11 protein-coding genes and 1 tRNA gene are annotated in these 18104 nt (G+C 67.7%); 6 read left to right on the top strand and 6 right to left on the bottom strand.

The features are described 5' to 3' along the window. Positions 1-95: 95 nt before the first annotated feature. The 3 genes from V8201_RS00290 (at position 96) to V8201_RS00300 (ending at position 1821) form a co-directional block, all read left to right on the top strand. Positions 96-1028 carry a winged helix DNA-binding protein gene (locus V8201_RS00290; protein WP_235199774.1) on the top strand — a complete coding sequence of 311 codons (933 nt, stop codon included), beginning with the start codon at positions 96-98 and terminating at the stop codon, positions 1026-1028. 78 nt (positions 1029-1106) lie between these two features. Beyond that, the gene (locus V8201_RS00295) at positions 1107-1676 is read left to right on the top strand and encodes a hypothetical protein (protein ID WP_271299618.1); all 570 of its coding nucleotides are present in this window, start codon (positions 1107-1109) and stop codon (positions 1674-1676) included. Positions 1677-1745: 69 nt separating this feature from the next. Continuing rightward, positions 1746-1821 (top strand) — tRNA-Val (locus tag V8201_RS00300). Here the strand turns inward: V8201_RS00300 and V8201_RS00305 are convergent. Together V8201_RS00305 and V8201_RS00310 are read right to left on the bottom strand one after the other, a co-directional pair. Continuing rightward, positions 1822-2553, bottom strand: coding sequence for a hypothetical protein (locus tag V8201_RS00305; RefSeq protein WP_037535142.1), 732 nt, complete (start codon positions 2551-2553; stop codon positions 1822-1824). 3 nt (positions 2554-2556) lie between these two features. Next, positions 2557-3765: a toxic anion resistance protein gene (locus V8201_RS00310; protein WP_037535141.1), complete on the bottom strand. Its 1209-nt coding sequence runs from the start codon at positions 3763-3765 to the stop codon at positions 2557-2559. A 197-nt stretch (positions 3766-3962) separates the two neighbouring features. On the opposite strand from V8201_RS00310, the gene typA reads away from it, so the two are divergent. Then, the gene (gene typA / locus V8201_RS00315) at positions 3963-5807 is read left to right on the top strand and encodes a translational GTPase TypA (RefSeq protein WP_037535140.1); all 1845 of its coding nucleotides are present in this window, start codon (positions 3963-3965) and stop codon (positions 5805-5807) included. Positions 5808-6233: 426 nt separating this feature from the next. On the opposite strand, the gene V8201_RS00320 is transcribed toward typA, so the two are convergent. Then, the gene (locus V8201_RS00320; protein WP_336544186.1) at positions 6234-8570 is read right to left on the bottom strand and encodes a TonB-dependent receptor; all 2337 of its coding nucleotides are present in this window, start codon (positions 8568-8570) and stop codon (positions 6234-6236) included. A 192-nt stretch (positions 8571-8762) separates the two neighbouring features. Continuing rightward, positions 8763-11123: a glycoside hydrolase family 31 protein gene (locus tag V8201_RS00325; RefSeq protein WP_373276435.1), complete on the bottom strand. Its 2361-nt coding sequence runs from the start codon at positions 11121-11123 to the stop codon at positions 8763-8765. 189 nt (positions 11124-11312) lie between these two features. Here V8201_RS00325 and V8201_RS00330 point away from each other — a divergent pair, with 189 nt between their 5' ends. Further along, positions 11313-12023, top strand: a complete 711-nt coding sequence (locus V8201_RS00330) for a FadR/GntR family transcriptional regulator (RefSeq protein ID WP_037535138.1) — start codon at positions 11313-11315, stop codon at positions 12021-12023. A 76-nt stretch (positions 12024-12099) separates the two neighbouring features. Here the strand turns inward: V8201_RS00330 and V8201_RS00335 are convergent, their stop codons facing one another. Then, complete coding sequence (locus V8201_RS00335) at positions 12100-13650, bottom strand: glycoside hydrolase (RefSeq protein WP_336544187.1); 1551 nt, start codon at positions 13648-13650, stop codon at positions 12100-12102. Positions 13651-13774: 124 nt separating this feature from the next. Between V8201_RS00335 and V8201_RS00340 the strand changes: the two genes are divergently transcribed. Continuing rightward, the gene (locus tag V8201_RS00340) at positions 13775-15565 is read left to right on the top strand and encodes a methyl-accepting chemotaxis protein (RefSeq protein WP_336544188.1); all 1791 of its coding nucleotides are present in this window, start codon (positions 13775-13777) and stop codon (positions 15563-15565) included. A gap of 39 nt (positions 15566-15604) precedes the next feature. On the opposite strand, the gene V8201_RS00345 is transcribed toward V8201_RS00340, so the two are convergent. Beyond that, the gene (locus V8201_RS00345; RefSeq protein ID WP_336544189.1) at positions 15605-17992 is read right to left on the bottom strand and encodes a beta-L-arabinofuranosidase domain-containing protein; all 2388 of its coding nucleotides are present in this window, start codon (positions 17990-17992) and stop codon (positions 15605-15607) included. Positions 17993-18104 lie beyond the last annotated feature (112 nt).

An 18104-nucleotide genomic window follows, 5' to 3' on the forward strand; every position in this document is an offset into this window, starting at 1 on the left:
GTGCCGCTTATCCTACGAACATGGGGACCGCGACGTTTACCACAATCGATGAGACCGAAGAGCGAACGCGATCCTATGTCGATCGAGGGCGCCCGGTGCTGCTGATCGCCGAACCCCCGGTTTCGGTCCCGTTCGAGACGGCCGTCGCGCAGGCGGGCGGCCGGCTGTTGCGGCGGATCGGCTGGGCGCAGGTGGCCGCGACGCTGCCGCTGCTCGCCGGCCGGCACGTCATCGTCGTCGAGGCGAGCGGCCTCGCCGCGCCGGTGCTCGACGAGACGCTGCCGCTGATCGCCGCGCATCTGGCCGAGCATGACGTCGCCGCGGTGATCGCCTTCGACGGCGTGCAGATCGACGTCATCGCGCGGCACCTGCTCGGCGCCGCCGCCGACCTGCTCTGCGATCCCGATCCGCAGCAGCGCGTCACCAGCCTTGTCGCGGCGATGCGTCCGGCACGGCCGCGGCTGCGCGACCGGCTGCGCGACGCGGTGCAGACCGAGCGCGAGCCGTACCAGCCCAATATCCGCGAGACCGACGAGGAGCGGTTGCGCCGGCTGACCGACGGCATGGCGCGCATCTCGCGCTTCGCCGCCGAGGTGATGCGGATGAGCGGCACCCCCGCCGACCTCGGCGATCGCCGCGCCAGTTACGGCAGCGAGCCGGCGGTCGGCGCCGCGGTGCGCGCGCAGGAGGTGCGCCGGCTGATCCAGTGCCGCCAGCTGCGCAGCAAGTTCTTCGGCCAGTTCGGCGGCGAGGCGCTGTTCGAGGACCCGGCCTGGGACATGCTGCTCGACCTGTTCGCCGCCGAATTGGAGGGCGCACAGGTCAGCGTGTCGAGCCTGTGCATCGCCGCCGGCGTCGCGCCGACCACCGCCTTGCGCTGGATCGCCAAGATGACCGAACTCGGCCTGTTCATCCGCCATCCCGATCCGACCGATCGCCGCCGCGCCTTCATGACGCTCTCGCCGCGCGCGAGCGAGGCGATGCGCGCCTATATGCTGGCGATGCGCAAGATCGAGGCGATGGGATGAGGGGCGGCCGCAGGCCGCAAATGTTGACCAATCGGTAAGTTTTGATGCGTAGCCGCCCTTCCCTGACGAGGGAGCGTTATGGGCATCAAAGGGACTTTGGCGGGCTTCATCGACAATGTCGGTCTGGCGGATGCCTTCAACAATCAGGTCGAGGATCCCGGCAAGATCCGCAAGCCGGTGCTCGACGGCATCCGCCGCGCGCGCGAGCAATTCGCCAGCCGCGGTGACGATCAGACGCGCGTCGCCAGCCGCTGGTGGCAGATCAAGAACAACGTCGTCGCCTTCACCGTCAAGGTCGGCGGCGAGGTGCTGGAGATCAACGGCGCCGCGACCAATCACCTGCCGGTCGATCGCTTCGCCGAATTCCTCACCATGTTCGAACAGGCGGTGGGCGAGGGAGAGTTCGACGACGAGCTGAAGGACAAGGGCATCGGCCGCCCCAGGCCGCGGCCGGCGCCGGCGAAGGCCGGGGCGACCGACCGGGTGGCGGTCGGCCAGCGCCACCCCAGCAACGATCGCGCCGACTGGGACGAACTCACCTGGGCCCAGCGCCAGAAGGTCAGCGCCTTCTACCGCGCCGGCAAGAACCCCGACGGCACCGCGATCAGCAAGGTCGGTTATCTGCCGGATGCGCCGCTGGCGGATTGATCGGGCGGGAGGCGATCCGCCGCTTGCCCGTCCCGAAAATGACGGTATGACGCGGGTTCTCCCCAGAGGGGGCGATTAGCTCAGTTGGTAGAGCGTCTCGTTTACACCGAGAATGTCGGCGGTTCGAGCCCGTCATCGCCCACCATCACCCCGCGCCATGCCCCTCGTCGCGGTATTTGATCTCCAGATAGCGGCCGCGGGTCGACAGGCTGTCGAGGTCACTCTGCGCGAGCCGCGCGGTCATGTCGGCGATCTCGCGCTCGATCAGTTGCAGGCCGGCGATCAGCTCGGCGTCCGGCGTGCGGCCGTTGCGCTCGACGCGGCGGAGCGGTTCGGGGACGCGGGCATAATCGTTGACGAAGGCGGGGAGCTGCTCGCCGATCAGCCGGCGCACCTCATAGGCGGCCTCCTCCTTGCCGTCGAGCCGGCCGAGCTGCGGCGACAGCGTCTCGAGCCGCACGCCGATCTGGTCGACCAGCCCGCGCGCCGGGGCGGGCAGAGCGGGGCGCTGTGCTTCCAGCCAGCGTTCGGTCTTGGCGGGCAGCGCCTTGATGTCCGCCTCGCGCAGCACCTTCTCGCTGGGGGCGCGGGCGACGGGCGCGAGCGCGATGCCGATCGTCACCGCCGCCATCAGCAGCAGCACGGCGAGCGCGCCGAACAGGCCGAGCGGGACGATCATGCCGATCACCGCGGCGGCGATCAGGATCAGCGCATCGACCGCGCAGATCAGCGCCAGCCGCCGACCGACGCTGGTCGCGCGGCGCTTGATCCGCTTGCCGTGCGCGCGATAGGCGGCGCCGGCCTGACCGCGATAATCCTCGCTGATCCGCGCCATCACCGCGCGGGCGCGCTCGATCTGCTGGTCGACCTCGGTCATCGCTTACACCGCCTCGAGCCGAAAGGTATCGGTCGCGCCCGGCCCCTTGAGCGCGGCCTGGTTCGCGCCCTCGGCACGGGCGATATAGCCTTTCGACTTCTCGACCTCGTTGCCGAGCGTGGTGACGGTGGTCTTCATCGAATCGAGTGCCTTGAGCTTGAACGTGTCGATCGCATCCATCGTGTCGTAGATGTTCTGGAAGGCGCGCTGCAGCGTTTCCAGCGGGATGGTCGATGCGGCGGCCTGTTCGTGGATCGCTGCGGTGTTCGAGCGCAGCAGCTTGCCGGTCGAATCGATGATGTTGGCGGTGGTGGTGTTGAGCTGGGTGATGCTCTCCAGCACCAGCTTCTGGTTGGTCAGCGCCTGCGCGACCGTCACCGCGGTGCGCAGCGCCGACACGGTGGTGGTCGAGGCGCGGTCGACGCCCTTGACCAGCTCGACGTTGTTCTTCTTGACCAGATCGAGCGCGAGATAGCCCTGCACCGTCACCGCCATCTGGGTGAGCAGGTCCTGCGTGCGCTGGCGGGTGTAGAAGAGCGCGGTTTCGCGGATCGCCTTGGCCTTGGCGGGATCGGTCGCGTCGAGCTCGTTCGCCTTGTCCTCAAGCCTGGCGTCCATCGCCTTGCTGAGGTGGATCATCTGTTCGAGCCGGCCCATCGCACTCCACAGATTGGCGCGCTCGGTATCGATCGCGGCATTGTCCATCAGCAGCTCGTCCTTGCCGGCGGCGAGGTTCTTGAGGATCGCGCTGATATGCGTCTGCGACGATTGGTAGCTTTCGAAATAATCACGCATCTTCGACCCGAAGGGGATGATGCCGAAGATCTTCTTGGGGCCGGACAGCGCGCCCTTGCGGCCGGGATCGAGCTCTTCGATGACGCGGCGCAATTGGGCGAGATCGGCGCCGACGCCGCTGTCCTTATCCATCGCGCGGATCGGCCGGTCGAGGAAGCGGTTGGACTGGCCGGCCGCCTCGCGGATCTCCTTGGCGCCCATCGCGGTGATCGCATCGACGCGCTTGCCGAATTCGGGGCTGTTGACGTCCTCGGCAACGAGATCGGCGACGAAGGCGTCGACGCGCTGTTCGAGCTGCGTCTTCTTGGCATCGTCGATCGGCACCAGCCCGGCGGCGCGCTCGGCGGCGACGGTCGGCACCGGATCGGGCGGCGTCAGCACCAGGTCGCGTTCGGGCGTGTCCAGATTTGTCGCCATGCCATTCGTCTCCCAACCAGCTTTGCGCAAAATGGTCGCGTTCGCGCGCGACGGCAAGTGTGTTGGAGCTGTAATACGCGCAGGCGGTGCTGCGCAATGGCCGGGCGGGGAGGGGCCCCGAACGCCTCCCCTTCCCGCGGCGCAACATTTCGTCTATGGGGGCGCGCAATCCAAGCTCCATTGATTCAGGAATTCCCATGAGCCTCCGCAACGTGGCGATCATCGCGCACGTCGATCACGGCAAGACGACGCTGGTCGACCAGCTCTTCCGCCAGTCCGGCACCTTCCGCGACAACCAGCGTGTCGAAGAGCGCGCCATGGATTCGAACGACCTCGAAAAGGAGCGTGGGATCACCATTCTCGCCAAGCCGACCTCGGTCGACTGGGCGCCTCCGGGCGGCGGCGAGACGGTGCGGATCAATATCGTCGACACGCCCGGCCACGCCGATTTCGGCGGCGAGGTGGAGCGCATCCTCAGCATGGTCGACGGTGTCGTCCTGCTGGTCGATTCGTCGGAAGGCGCGATGCCGCAGACCAAGTTCGTCACCGGCAAGGCGCTGGCGCTCGGCCTCAAGCCGATCGTCGTCGTCAACAAGGTCGACCGTCCCGACGCGCGCATCCAGGAAGTGCTCGACGAGGTGTTCGACCTGTTCGTGTCGCTCGACGCCAATGACGAGCAGCTCGACTTCCCGGTGCTCTACGCCTCGGGCCGCAACGGCTATGCCTCGACCGACATGGACGCGCGCGAAGGCACGCTGATCCCGATGTTCGAGACGATCGTCAATCACGTCCCCGCCCCCAAGGTGGAAGTGGAGGACGTGCCGTTCACCTTCCTGGTGACGCTGCTCGACCGCGACAATTTCCTCGGCCGCATCCTCACCGGGCGCGTGAATTCGGGCACGGTGAAGCTCAACCAGCCGATCCACGCGCTCGACAACGACGGCAACATCATCGAGACGGGCCGCGCGTCGAAGATCCTGTCGTTCCGCGGCCTCGACCGCGTGCCGGTCGAGGAAGCCAAGGCGGGTGACATCATCAGCCTCGCCGGCCTCGCCGTCGCCACCGTCGCCAATACGATCGCCGACACGACCGTTACCGAGCCGCTGCACGCGCAGCCGATCGATCCGCCGACGCTGTCGATGCGCTTCGCGGTCAACGATTCGCCGATGGCGGGTCGCGAGGGCACCAAGGTGACCAGCCGCATGATCCGCGATCGCCTGCTGCGCGAAGCCGAATCGAACGTCGCGATCAAGGTGACCGAAGCCGCCGACCGCGACAGCTTCGAAGTCGCCGGCCGTGGCGAGCTTCAGCTCGGCGTGCTGATCGAGACGATGCGCCGCGAGGGCTTCGAGCTCGGCATCAGCCGCCCGCGCGTGCTGTTCGGCGAGGACGAGAACGGCAAGAAGACCGAGCCGTATGAGACCGTCATCATCGACGTCGACGAGGAGCATTCGGGCACCGTCGTCGAGAAGATGAACCTGCGGAAGGCGGAGCTGACCGACATGCGTCCGTCGACCGGCGGCAAGACGCGCATCACCTTCTCGGCGCCGTCGCGCGGCATGATTGGCTATCACGGCGAGTTCCTGTCGGACACGCGCGGCACTGGCATCATGAACCGGCTGTTCGAGAAATACGGTCCGCACAAGGGCACGATCGAAGGCCGCAAGAACGGCGTGCTGATCTCCAACGGGGCCGGCGAGGCGCAGGGCTATGCGCTCGGCCCGCTCGAGGATCGCGGCGTGCTGTTCGTCGGCCATGGCGAGGCGCTCTACGAGGGCATGATCATCGGCGAGAACGCCAAGACGGATGACCTCGAGGTCAATCCGATGAAGGCGAAGCAGCTGACCAACTTCCGCGCCAGCGGCGGCAAGGACGATGCGATCCGCCTCACCCCGCCGAAGAAGATGACGCTGGAACAGGCGATCGCCTATATCGACGACGACGAGATGGTCGAAGTCACGCCGAAGACGATCCGCCTGCGCAAGCGCTTCCTCGACCCGAACGAGCGCAAGCGCGCCAGCCGGGCGAAGCAGGCGGCGTAACCCAGTCGCTGCAATGAAGACAGGCCGGTGGAGCGATCCACCGGCCTTTTTTGTCTCTGCTTTGTTCGGGAAGCGTGCGGTGTCTGGTGCTCCCGCGCTGGAGGCCGCCCAGAGACAGGGAGCAGTGCACTTCTGTTCTGCGCAGCTGCTATACTCCCGGCGGCGTAAGGCGTCAGCGGTTTTCACGGACCGCCCCGGCGGAGGCGTGGCCCAGTTGGGAAAACGCCATTGGATAATGCCTACCGTCACCCATCTGGACCCCGGCCTTCGCCGGGGTGGCGCGTCAGGGGGGTGAGGTGGTGCTTTTCGCGGGAAGATCGCTCTTGCGGAATATCGCCGAAAGCGATCCGTCACGTCTGACGCGTGCCGGTGTCTCCGGAAAAGACCGACAGGTGCGCCCCGGCAGACCGAAGCGCACCCCCCGGATTACCGGAACCGGCCGCTCAGCGAGACGCCGATCACGCGCGGTTCGTTGAACACCGCCGCCATGTAATTCTCGATCACGCCCTTGAGGTTCTTCTCGTTGGTGATGTTGCGCGCAAACGCCGCGATCTCGTAATTGTTGTCGGGCGAGGTGTAGCCGACCTTCACGCCGCCTTCGAAGTTACCGTCGGCGTAGAACTCCTTGGTCTTGTAGAGGACGAAGTTGGTATAGCCCTGGATGTTCCAGTCGGTGGCGACGAACAGCTTGCCGTCGTTCGACAGCGGCAGGTCGTAGCGGGCGGTGGCGTCGAGGTTCCAGCGCGGCGCATTGGGCAGCGGATTGCCGTCGATCTGCGCGAAGGTGTTGGCACCGACCTTGATCGTCGGATCCTGCACCGTGCAGACCACCACGCCGTTGAGGATGCAGACCTGCGCATAGACGCGCTTGTCCTCGATCTTCGACTTGAGCGCGCTGGCGCCGAGCGTCAGCGTGAGGTTGCGGACCGGGCGGAACTCGCTGTCGATCTCAACACCCCAGGCGCGCGCCTTGTCGGCGTTGAACAGCACGCCATTGCCGTTGACGTCGTTGCCGTTGAGCTGGATGTCGTGGACCGTATAGGTGAACAGCGACGAATTGAGCCGCAGCCGGCCGTCGAGGAAGATGCCCTTGGCGCCGACCTCATAGGAGGTGATCGTCTCGCTCGACGCGGTGGTGAAGGGCGAGTTGAACACCGCCGAGCGGCCCTGGATCGTCGGGCCGCGGAAGCCGCGCGCGACGCGGGCGTAGACGCTGCTCGACGGATCGATCGTGTAGAGCGCCGACACGTCCCAGCTCGGCTCCTTGCCTTCCAGCCGCACCGACGTCGGCGCGGTCGGGTTGATCAGGCGGAACTGGTTGACCGTGCCGGCGACGTTGAACACCGGCTTGACCAGCGTGGTGCGCTTGATGTCCTGCGTATAGCGTGCGCCGCCGGTGATCGTGAACGCGTCGGTCACCTTGAAGCTCGCCTGACCGAAGGCCGCCCAGCTGGTGTTGATGTCGCGCAGGCGCACCCAATTGTTGGGATTGCGCGCCGCCGTGGTGAGGAAATAGCTGCGCTGGTAGAAGTCGGTCGTGTCGTTCTGGCGGAAGTAGAAGCCGCCGACCTGCCAGGTGAAGCGCTGGCCGGCCTGCGAGGCGAGCCGCACCTCCTGCGTATATTGGCCGAGCGCGCGGATGTTGCCCTGGCTCTGGCCGAAGCCGTTGGCGACGCCGTTGACCGGGAAGTTGGCGCCGGCGCCGCCATCGGTATCGCCGCGGCTGTAGCCGGAGGTGGTCTCATAGGCGCTGATCGAGGTCAGCGTGACCGGGCCGAAGTCATAGGCCGCGTTCACCGAGGTGCCGTAGGTGTCGTAATCCTGCGGGTTGTTGTTGCCCTCGTCGAGCGCGATGCGGTCGCGCGGCTCGGCCGAGACCGAGTTCGAGCCCTTGCGCAGCGCGGCGCGGTGGAAGATCGTCGAGGTGCCGTGATAGCCGCGGGCGTGCCCCGAGACGTTGACCGAGAAGGCGTCGCTCGGGGTCAGCAGCACCTGCAAGCGCACGTCGCGCTCGTCGAAGCCGCCCATGGCGTTCTTCTGCGGCGTGCGCGTACCGTCCTGGCTGGTGCCGGCGAAGCTGTTGTCGACCCAGTCGTTGCGGTGCTGGAGCAGGCCCGACAGGCGGATCGCCACCTTGTCCTGCACGAGCGGGCCGCCGACGCCGGCGTCATAGGTGAAGGTGCCGAGGCTGCCCGCCGAGGCGGCGACGCGGCCCTGCCACGTCTGGCTCGGGCGGATCGTGTCGAACTTGATGATGCCCGCGGTCGTGTTGCGGCCGAACAGCGAGCCCTGCGGGCCGCGCAGCACCTCGACCTGATTGACGTCGAACACCGGGTTGGACTTGAGCGCGACATGTTCGAGGACGACATCGTCCTGGATGATCGACACCGGCTGGCTCGCGCCGAGGTAGAAATCGATATTGCCGAGGCCACGGATGTAGAAGCGCGGGAAGATGCGGCCGGTGGTCGTCTCGATATAGAGGCCGGGCACGCGGCCCGACAGCGCGAGGATGTCCTCGCCGCCCGCCTGGAAGGCGCGCAGATCGCTGCCGCCGACGACCGCGACCGACAGCGGCACGCGCTGCAGATTCTCCGAGCGGCGTTCGGCGGTGACGACGATGTCGCCGAGATCGGCGGCGGCGTCGGGCGTGGCGGTGGTGTCGGTGGCGGCAGCATCGGTCGCGGGCGTCGCGGTCTGGGCGAGCGCGGGCGCGGCGAGGCCGGCGGCGCCGAGCAGCAGCAAGGTCTTGAACGTCTTGGTCACGAATGGTCCCCCTGAAGAAGAGGGGGGCGGCCCGCCCGACCGGCGCCGGAATTGATCCGTGCAGCCGGCCGGTGATAGTGGTGCCCGCCCCCCGACGGAGGTTCGCGCTAAGACCCGATTGTGTCGGCTTCGTGAATGTACGTGTCTGGAAAGCCACACCTTCCCCGTATTCGACGGGGAAGGTGGCACGGCCTATTTGGCGGCGACGACGCGGACCAGTCCGCCCACGTCCTGGCCGGTCGGCAGCCGGCCCGAGGCGCTGAGCTTGCCGCTCGCCTCGCTCCAGCGCAGCGTCGCGGTCTTGCCGCCGGTCTTGCGATAGGCGTTGGTCACGCCGTCGTCGTCGTACAGCGTGAAGCTGGCGTCGCGGCCGGGATAGACGCGGATGCTCTCCAGCGGCTGGGCGGTCGCGGTGCTCGGCACCTGCACGCCCATCGGTACGATCGATCCGGCGCGGACGAACAGCGGGATCTTGTCGATCGGCGCGGCGGCATCGACCGTCTGGCCGCCGGTGTAGCGTTTGTCGGTCCAATAGTCATACCAGTCCGCGCCGGCGGGCAGATAAACCTTGCGGCTGGTCACGCCCTGATCGGTCACCGGCGCGACGAGGAAGGCGGGGCCGAACATATATTCGTCGCCGATCGTCGCCACCGCGGGATCGTTGGGGAAGTCCATGAACAGCGCGCGCATGAACGGCGCACCGGTCTCCGCGGTCCGATGACCGAGCGCGTAGAGATAGGGGATCAGCGCGTAGCGCAGCCGCAGGAAGTTGGCGAGCACCGGCTCGGCCGCGGTGCCATAGTCCCATAGCGCGGTCGCCGGCCGCTGGCCGTGGATGCGCAGCGTCGGGGTGAAGCTGTTATAGGCGAACCAGCGCGTGAACAACTCGGGATAGTCGGCATAGCTCGGCGCCATCGCGGTCGCCCCGGCGGGATCGAGCAGCGGCGGTCGTTCCGCCTTCGGCCCGGCGGGATATTGCCAGCCGCCGGTATCGCTGCTCCAATAGGCCATGCCCGTCGCGGTGAAGCCGAGCCCGGCGGGCACCTGGCGGCGCAGCGCCTCCCACGTCGACTGGACGTCCGACGACCAGAACAATGCGCCGTTGCGCTGCGTGCCGAGATAGGCGGCGCGCGCGAGGATCAGGTTGCGCATGTCGGGCCGGTCCTTCGCCGAGCCCTCCGCGACGCTGCTGGTATGCACCAGCGGATAGAGATTGTGGTAGCGGTCACCCGAGCCGATCGAGAATTGATGGCCATCGGGCACCAGATCGGGCTCGGTCTCGTCGAGCCAGAACCAGTCGAAGCCCTGGCTGGCGATATTGTCGCGGATCTTGCCCCAGAACCACTGGCGCGCCTCCGGATTGGTCGAATCGATCAGCGCGCCGGCGCGATCGGCACGGATCGGCAGGCCGTCGACGACGCTGCCGTCCCTGTCATGGAGCAGCCAGCCCTTGGCGCCGAGGAAGTCGTAATAGCGCGACTCCCGCTCGAACCGCGGCCAGACGCTGATGATCGAATGCATGCCGAGACGGTGCAGCGTGTCGTTCATGCCCTTGGGATCGGGGAAATAGGTCCGATCGATGTCGAGCTGCCCCATCCGCGTCCAGTAGAACCAGTCGAGCACCATCACGTCGAGCGGCAGGTTGCGCTGGCGATAGCCCTGCGCGACGTCGAGCAATTCCTTCTGCGTCTCGTAGCGCGCCTTCGACTGGATCAGCCCGAACGCCGCCTTGGGCGGCAGCGGCGTCGCGCCGGTCAGCCTGGCATAGCCGGCGTAGAGCTGGTCGGTGGTGTCGCCGGTGATGACGAAGAAGGAGACGCGCTCGCCGACGTTGGACTGCCAGTGGGTGGCATTGTTGAGGCCGGGCGAGACGATGGTCGCCGACGGATTGTCCCAGACGATGCCATAGCCCTTGTTGGTGACCATGAAGGGTACGCAGACGCTCTCGCCCGCCGGCGCATCGTAATTGTGGCGGCAGTCGATCGTCCGGCCCTTGAGGTCGAGCACGCCCTCCTGATTCTGGCCGAGCCCGTAATAATGTTCGCCCGGCTGCACCGCGAAGCTGGCGCCGACGCGGAAGGTCTTCTCGTCGTTGACGGTATGCGGCGCCATTTCCCAGCCGGTCATGTCGAGTAGGGTGCGGCCGTCGGCACCGCGCACCGAGATGGCCACCGGCGGCAGCGACGGCGCGAAATAGCGCTGCATCTGCGTCGGCGCGCCGGGCCAGGGCTGCGCCGCGACGGTGAGCGTCAGCGCGGGCGAGGCGAAGACGTCGCCGCTCGCGTCGGTGCGGTGGGTCCAGCCGCTCGCGTCGGGCTTGGCGTTGGGGCCTTCGCCCGGTGGTGCGACGGCCAGCGCCTTGTCGAGCGCGATCGTCACGCGGACGATATTGGGCGCATAGGGTTCGATGGAGACGATGCCGCCGTTGCGATCGACGATCGCGAGCGGGTCGGCGGCGGCGGGCAGCGCGGCAAGCGCGGCAAGCGACGCGCCGGCGGCGAGCAGGCGCTTGGTGATCGCGATGCTGCGCATCACCCCGGTCGGCTTGATCATATCTCTCTCCCCCGGACCAACTCTCTGTCCGCTCAAGCTTTCATGTATGAGGACTTGCTTCACCCGTGCAAGCGGGGATCGGGCAACTACGACTAAAATGCCCTACAAATTGAAATTTTCGGCATGGCTTGCCGCGGTCGTCGGAAGGCGCGACGATCCGGGGTCATATCGTTGGGAAGGTTCACACAATTGGCGAAGCGCGAGCGGATCAGGCCGGCCCATGTCACCATCGCCCGGACATTGGGTGTCGCCATCGTCACCGGCGACTATCACCCCGGGCAGACCATTCCCGGCGAGTTCGACCTCGCCGATCGATTCGGTGTCGCACGCAACGTCATCCGCGAGGCGCTGCGCATGCTCACCGCCAAGGGGTTGATCGAAAGTCGTCGCAAGACGGGGACGCGGGTGCGCGAACGGGCCGACTGGAACCTGCTCGACACCGAGATGCTCGGCTGGATGTTCGAAGGCGCGCCGCCGGTCAATTTCGTGCGCAGCCTGTTCGAGCTGCGGCTGATCGTCGAGCCGGCCGCGGCGGCGCTCGCCGCGACCAACCGGACGGCGCGGCAATTGGCGCGGCTCGGCCATGCGCTCGAACTGATGACGCAGCACGGGCTGGAGAGCGTCGCGGGACAGGCGGCGGACGAGCAGTTCCATCAGGTCCTGCTCGAGGCGACCGCCAATGAATTGCTCGCCAGCCTGTCGAGCAGCATCTCGTCGGCGGTGCGCTGGACGACCTTCTTCAAATATCGCGTCGTCGCCGAATATGTCGATTCGATCCCGCAGCATCAGCTGCTGTTCGAGACGGTCGCCCGCGGCGATCCGGCGGCGGCGCATGCGGCCACCACCGCGCTGATCGACCAGGCGCGCAAGGATACCGAACAGGCGATGCGCGGCGGTTGAGGCACTCTCGCCGCCGCTTTTCGCTCCGGTGTTGTCCTACATATGCCTTCGTGTGTCGCCCAATGTGCACCGCGCGCTACGCACAGGTGGTGCGCGCGCCGCCGCGGGTGAGGATCAGCGTCGTTACGGACTGCGGCGGCGCGATCAGCCCGGCGACGCAGCGCGCGTCATGCGTCGCATCGGTGCGCACCGCCTGCACGCGCCAGCCGGCGGGCACAGCGAGCCGGCGCGGCGCGATGCCGCCGTTGACATGGACCAGCACCAGCGTCGCACCATCGGGCGACAGCGCCGCGGCACTGTCCATGTCGTCGACCGCGACCAGTCGGTAGCCGGGACGGATGTAGCGGCTGAACTGCGCCATCGCCCAATATTTGCGGGTGACGTGGATCGCATGCGGCCCGGCGGCCGGCGCGGCGAGATCGGCCTTGATCAGCCCCCAGTTGGAGGTCGGCTTGCCGTTGCCGCCGGACAGGTTCTCGACCGCCTGCCAGAATATCCAGGCGGCGGGCTCGAGCCGCTTGAGATCGGCGACGACATGATCGGCGAAGGCGAGCGCCGAGGGCATGCTGTCGAAATTCTCGCGGTCGCCGTCGAGCGGCGTGTCATTCTCGCTCATCCACAGCCGGATGCCGGCGGCGCGCGCCGCATCGCGCACCCCCGTCTGATACAGCGTGCCGTAACTGTGCACGTTGAGCTGGCCGATCCGCGCCAGCGTCTCCGGCGGATAGGCGGCGAGGTCGGCGAGGAACAGCCGCGCATTGGTCTCGTCGGGCGCGGCGATCACGGTGGTCAGCCGCTCGGCCTTGAGCGCGGTGTCGGCGGCGTCGATCATCGCCGCCTGTCGCGCCGGGCTCCAGTGCGCGCCTTCCTGCGTATTGGCGGCATACCAATAATCGGTGTTGGGCTCGTTGATCGGCGACAGCGTGCGGAAGCGGATATGGTGGCGGCGCTGCAATTCGGCGACGCTGCGCGCGAGATAGGCGGCGAACAGCGGCTCGCGGCCGGGCAGCAGATTGTCGTCGGTGCGCCGCTCGGCACCCGAGACGCGGCCCGAGACGGTCATGAACCATGGCGGCGAGTTGGAGAAAGCCTCGAAGATCGCACCCGGCACGCGATCCCGCACGGCATCGAGCCACCAGCGCTGGTTGGCGTCCTGCGTCCAGTCCCACATCAACGGATCGTCGGCGCGCCAGTCCGTGCCGGCGACGCCCGGCGGGAGCCGCCAGAAGCCGGGCACCGCCGCGCCGGTGCGCAGATAGGGCTTGGCATCCGCCGCGCCGCCGCCGCCGATATTGTAGCGCGCGATCGTCCAGCCCAGCCCCTTCGCGCCGTAGAAGAGGTCGGCAAGGCGGCTGCGGTCCGCCTCCGGCCAGCCGCCGGTGACGTTGGCGAACCAGGCCAGCGCGGTGCCCCAGCCCTCGAACCGCGTCGACGGGCGATCGATCGCCGGCCGCAGCGTCACGGTGACGGTCCGCAAGGCGATCGGCGCGGGGGTCGCGGCGGTGGTCGCACCGACTACGGCAAGGCCTGCGATGACCCGCCGACTCGCACCGCGGACGATCGGAACGCGATCGGCCAGCATCGCGACGATTCGCTTCAAGGACAGCGGGAACTCGGCAGATGTCACTGATATTCCATTCGTCGTTGCTGTAACAATATCAACGCATCGCAAGCTTACTAGAGTGCCGGTCAGCTGCCAATCTTCCTCAAGGCATTTGTCCGATAGGCGCGGGGGTTTTGTGACAGTTACTGTGCTGCCGTCCTATAGTGACCTGCAAAAGCCGTTCTTTATCAAAAGGTTCGATTGGCTTCACGGCAGTGTCACTGCCCGGCTCATGGCGCCGTTGGTCGGGGCGATCGCGCTCCTATGGGTCTTGGCGCTGGTGACGCTTCATGCCGCCCATAACGTCAACGCAGCCACGGCCGCGGTGGTCACGGCGCAGGATCGGGTGTGGGCGTTGAGCGAGATACGCTCGCTCAGTCGGTCGCTGCAGCGTGACGCGCTCAATCTGATCACGGAGGACGATCCGGCAGAGCGTGAGACGGTGACGGGCAAAATCCGCACACGATCCCGCGCGATGCGCAGCGAGCTCGGCAAGCTCGAGCATCTGGCCAACCGAGGCGACTTGCCGGGCGCTTATTTCACGGACTCCTACCGCGTGGTCAGAGCCTTGCTCACGGTCGCCGCGCACGCCAGCGGCGGCGACCGCGCCGGGGCGTTGCATCATTTCCAGCATGTGGTCCGTCCCGCTGAACGGTTCGCCTCCAAGGTCGCCGATCATCAGATCGATCTGCTGCGCGCACGTGTCGCCGCGTTGGAGAGCATCAAGACGGCGACAGAATCGGCCGCGTTGTTCACCTTCCTGTGCGCGGTGATCATCCTGACGGCGGGCGGGCTTGTGGCCGGCTTGCTGATCACGCGGCAGAGCGTCATCCTGCCGCTGCAGGTGCTGCGCGCCAGTATGTACGGCCTTGCCGCCGGTGCCGACCGACTCGTCATTCCGCATCTTAATCGCGCGGACGAAATCGGTCAGATGGCGCATTCGCTGGCCGAGTTGCGCGACCAACTCCGCATCGCCGACGAATCGAAGCGTCAACAGGCCCAGCAGATCGTCGATGGCATCGGCCGGTCGCTCGACGCCCTGGCGCATGGCGATCTCACGACCCGCGTCGAGGGCGACGTCGCCGGGGAATTCGCCAAACTCAAGGTCGATTGCAACAACGCGCTGGTCGCGCTCGCCGCTACCCTGTCGCTCCTGCACGGGAGCGCGCGCGAGATCGTGGGTCAGGCGGGCGCGATCCTCGACGCCTCGCACGACCTCGCCGGCCGTACCGAGCAGCAGAATGCTGCGCTCAAGCATACGGCGGCGGCGATGCACCAAATTACCCAGACGGTGCGCGATACCGCGCACAGCGCCAAGCTCGCCGATGCGATGGTGACGCAAGCCCATGACGATGCGACACAGCTCGACCTGACGGTACGCCAGATGATCGCCGCCATGGACGCGATCGATCGCTCCTCCGCCGAAATCACCGAGATCATCAGCGTGATCGACGGCTTCGCGTTCCAGACCAGCCTCCTCGCGCTCAATGCCGGTATCGAGGCCGCCCGCGCCGGCGAGGCGGGCAGGGGCTTTGCCGTCGTCGCCAGCGAAGTGCGCGCGCTTGCGCAGCGATCGGCAGAGGCCGCGCAGGACGTCAAGGGCAGGATCACCGTGTCGATCGGGCAGGTCGATTCGGGCATGGCGCTCGTCGGCGAGGCGGGGCGGGGGCTCGACCGGATCCGGACGACTATGGTCCGCGCCGTCGACCTCGTCGCGGCGATCACCCGCGCCAATGGCGAGCAGGCGGTCGGCCTCGGCGAGGTCAATGACGCGGTCGGCCAGATGGACGCGATGACGCAAAGCAATGCTGCCATGGTGGCCGAGGTCACCAGCGCCACCACCTCGCTTCATGTCGTCACCCGCCAGATGACCGATCAAATCGCCCGATTCCGGCTGGATGATCAGGTCTGCCCCGCCGCCAGAGCCTATATCTCTTGATCCGATGACGAGGTTGCGGCCGCGTGCGGACGCCGGCGATCAGGTCAACGACGGGGACTCCGCCTCCACCGCGCTCATCATGCGCACCTCGTACAGGTCGATCTCGCCCGTCTCGCCAGCGAATTGCACGACCGCCGCGCTCTTGCCCTGTTCACCCGCGGCGCGGAGCGGATAGTCGATCGCGACGAACCCCTCCTGCGCCGGCCCCTCGCGGCGTTCGGTCGCGACCGGGGTGCCGTCGACGCGGATCGTCAGCGCGCGGTCCTTCACCTGATCGCCCCAATAGACGACGCGCAGCACCGCCGCGCCGGGGCGGCGGCGCAGCGTCAGCGTGATCGTCTCGCCGGCGCGCAGCTTGCGGGCGGAGCGGCCGTGCAGCTGCACCGTCTCGGGCTTGCTCGCGGTGAACAGGTGATCGCGCTCGGGCTGCATCTCGCCGAGATAGGCGACGTCGACGGTGCGGCGGGCGAGCGCCTGCCGCTCGGCCTGCGCGCGCAGATAGCCGGGCTTGGCCATGACCCAGGCGGCGGTGGTGAAGGTCGGGAAATAGACCGCGGTGCGCCGGTCATATTGCGCGTAGAAGGGGCTGAGCGTCAGCGGTTCGCCGAGCGCACCCCGCGCGGTGAAGCGATGGACGTCCGCCGCATCGTCCGCGCGCAGCGCCGCCACCGCCGGTCCGTCGACGGCGAGCGCCGGACCCATGCCGTCATAGGCCGCCGACGCCGGGCCGCAATCGGCGGCGAGCACCAGCGGCCCGTGCGCGAAGGCGACCAGCGACGGATCGTCGGCGACCGGCTCGGCGCGCAACCGCATCGGCAGCACGACGCGCAACCGGTCGCCCGCGCGCCAGCGCCGCTCGATCACGGCGTAACCGTCGCGCATCGTCGCCGCGGCGGGCCGGCCGTTGAGCGCGACGGTCGCGCCCGCCGCCCAGCCCGGCATGCGCAGCGCGATCCGCTGCACGGCGCGCGGCGCGCGGCGGATGGTGAGCGTCGCCTCGCCCTCCGCCGGCATCCGCGTGTCGAGATCGAGCGCGAGGCCGCGGTCCCGCCAGTCGAGGCGGCTGGCGATGTAGAGATTGACGTAGAGCGCACCGGCCGGGGCGACATCGTGCCAGAAGATCGAATCGGCATGTTTGGCGTGGCTCTCCATCCCCGAGCCGACGCAGCACCAGAAGCTTTCCTCCGCGGTCGAATAGCTGCGCCGGGCGCCGGGCGCGAGCGGCATGAAATAGACGAATTGGCCGGTATCCGGGCGCTGGTGCGCGAGGATATGGTTGAGCTGGATCCGTTCATAGGTGTCGAACCAGTCGGCGCACGGCTGCCACGCATAGAGGTGCCGGGTCAGTTTCAGCATATTGTAGCTGTTGCACGCCTCGCACGTCGCCTCGGTGATCCGCTTCGACAATTGGTCGGGCTGACCGAAATGTTCGCGTTCGGAATTGCCGCCGATGACATAGCTGTGATGGCGGACGACGCGATCGTGGAAGAAGCGCGCCGCCGCGGCATGCTGCGGCGTTTCGGTCAGCTCGTACAGCCGGGCGAGGCCGATCAGCTTGGGGATCTGCGTATTGGCGTGCAGCCCGGCGAGCTGGTCGCGCCCCGCGGTGAGCGGGTCGAGCACCGCGCGGTGGCGGATCTTCTCCGCCATGCGCAGCCAGCGCGGATCGCCGGTCAGCGCATAGGTATCGGCATAAGCCTCGTTAAGACCGCCATGTTCGGCGCGCAGCACCTGCTGCATCTGCGCCTCGCTCAACGGCTCGAGCACGCCGGCGAGATAGCCGGCGAGGCCGAGCGTGATCGGCAGCGCGCGGCGATTGCCGGCGAGGCGATGCGCGTCGAGCAATCCGGCATGGACCTTGTGCCAGGTGTAGAGCGGCACCCAGCCGCCGTTGAGATCGAAGCCGCCGGTGCGGATGTCGCCGCGCCGCACCTCCTCGAAGACGATCTTGCCGTCGACCGTCTTGCCGTCGCGATCGACGGTGGTGCCGCCGCAATAGCCGTCGCCATGCGCAGCCTGGATGCGCGCCATCTCGGCGAGCGCATGGTCGAGCCGCGCGGCGACCGCGGCATCGCCGGTATTGGCGACGACGAGGGAGCAGGCGGACAGCCAGTGGCCGAGCGAATGGCCGGCGATCCCCTGCGCCTCCCAGCCGGCATAGACCGGCCGGGGCGCGGGCAGCCCGGCGGAGACGTAGAAATTGTGCAGCAGCCGTTCCGGATCGAGCGACAGCAGATAGCGGCGGTTGGCAGCGAAGGCGTCGGCGAAGGGCGACGGCTTGAGCGTCACGTCGCGCATCGGCACCGGCGCGACCTTGGTGATCCGATCGGCGGGCAGGGCGGCGCTTGCCCGCCCGGCGACGACCAGCGCGCTGGCGCCGGCGAGCAGCGTCCGGCGCGTGACGCCCCTGCGGCTGACATGGCTCATCCTGCTTCCTCTCGCTTCAAGTCCTTATGTCGGAGTAGAATTGCAGCGGCCGACGGAGGGCGCAAGCACCGTCTCCGCCCGGGCCGGGAACACTGGCGATCAAGATGGCTTG

Source organism: Sphingomonas kyungheensis (genome assembly GCF_037120395.1).
In the GTDB taxonomy this organism is placed as follows: Bacteria; Pseudomonadota; Alphaproteobacteria; order Sphingomonadales; family Sphingomonadaceae; genus Sphingomonas; species Sphingomonas kyungheensis.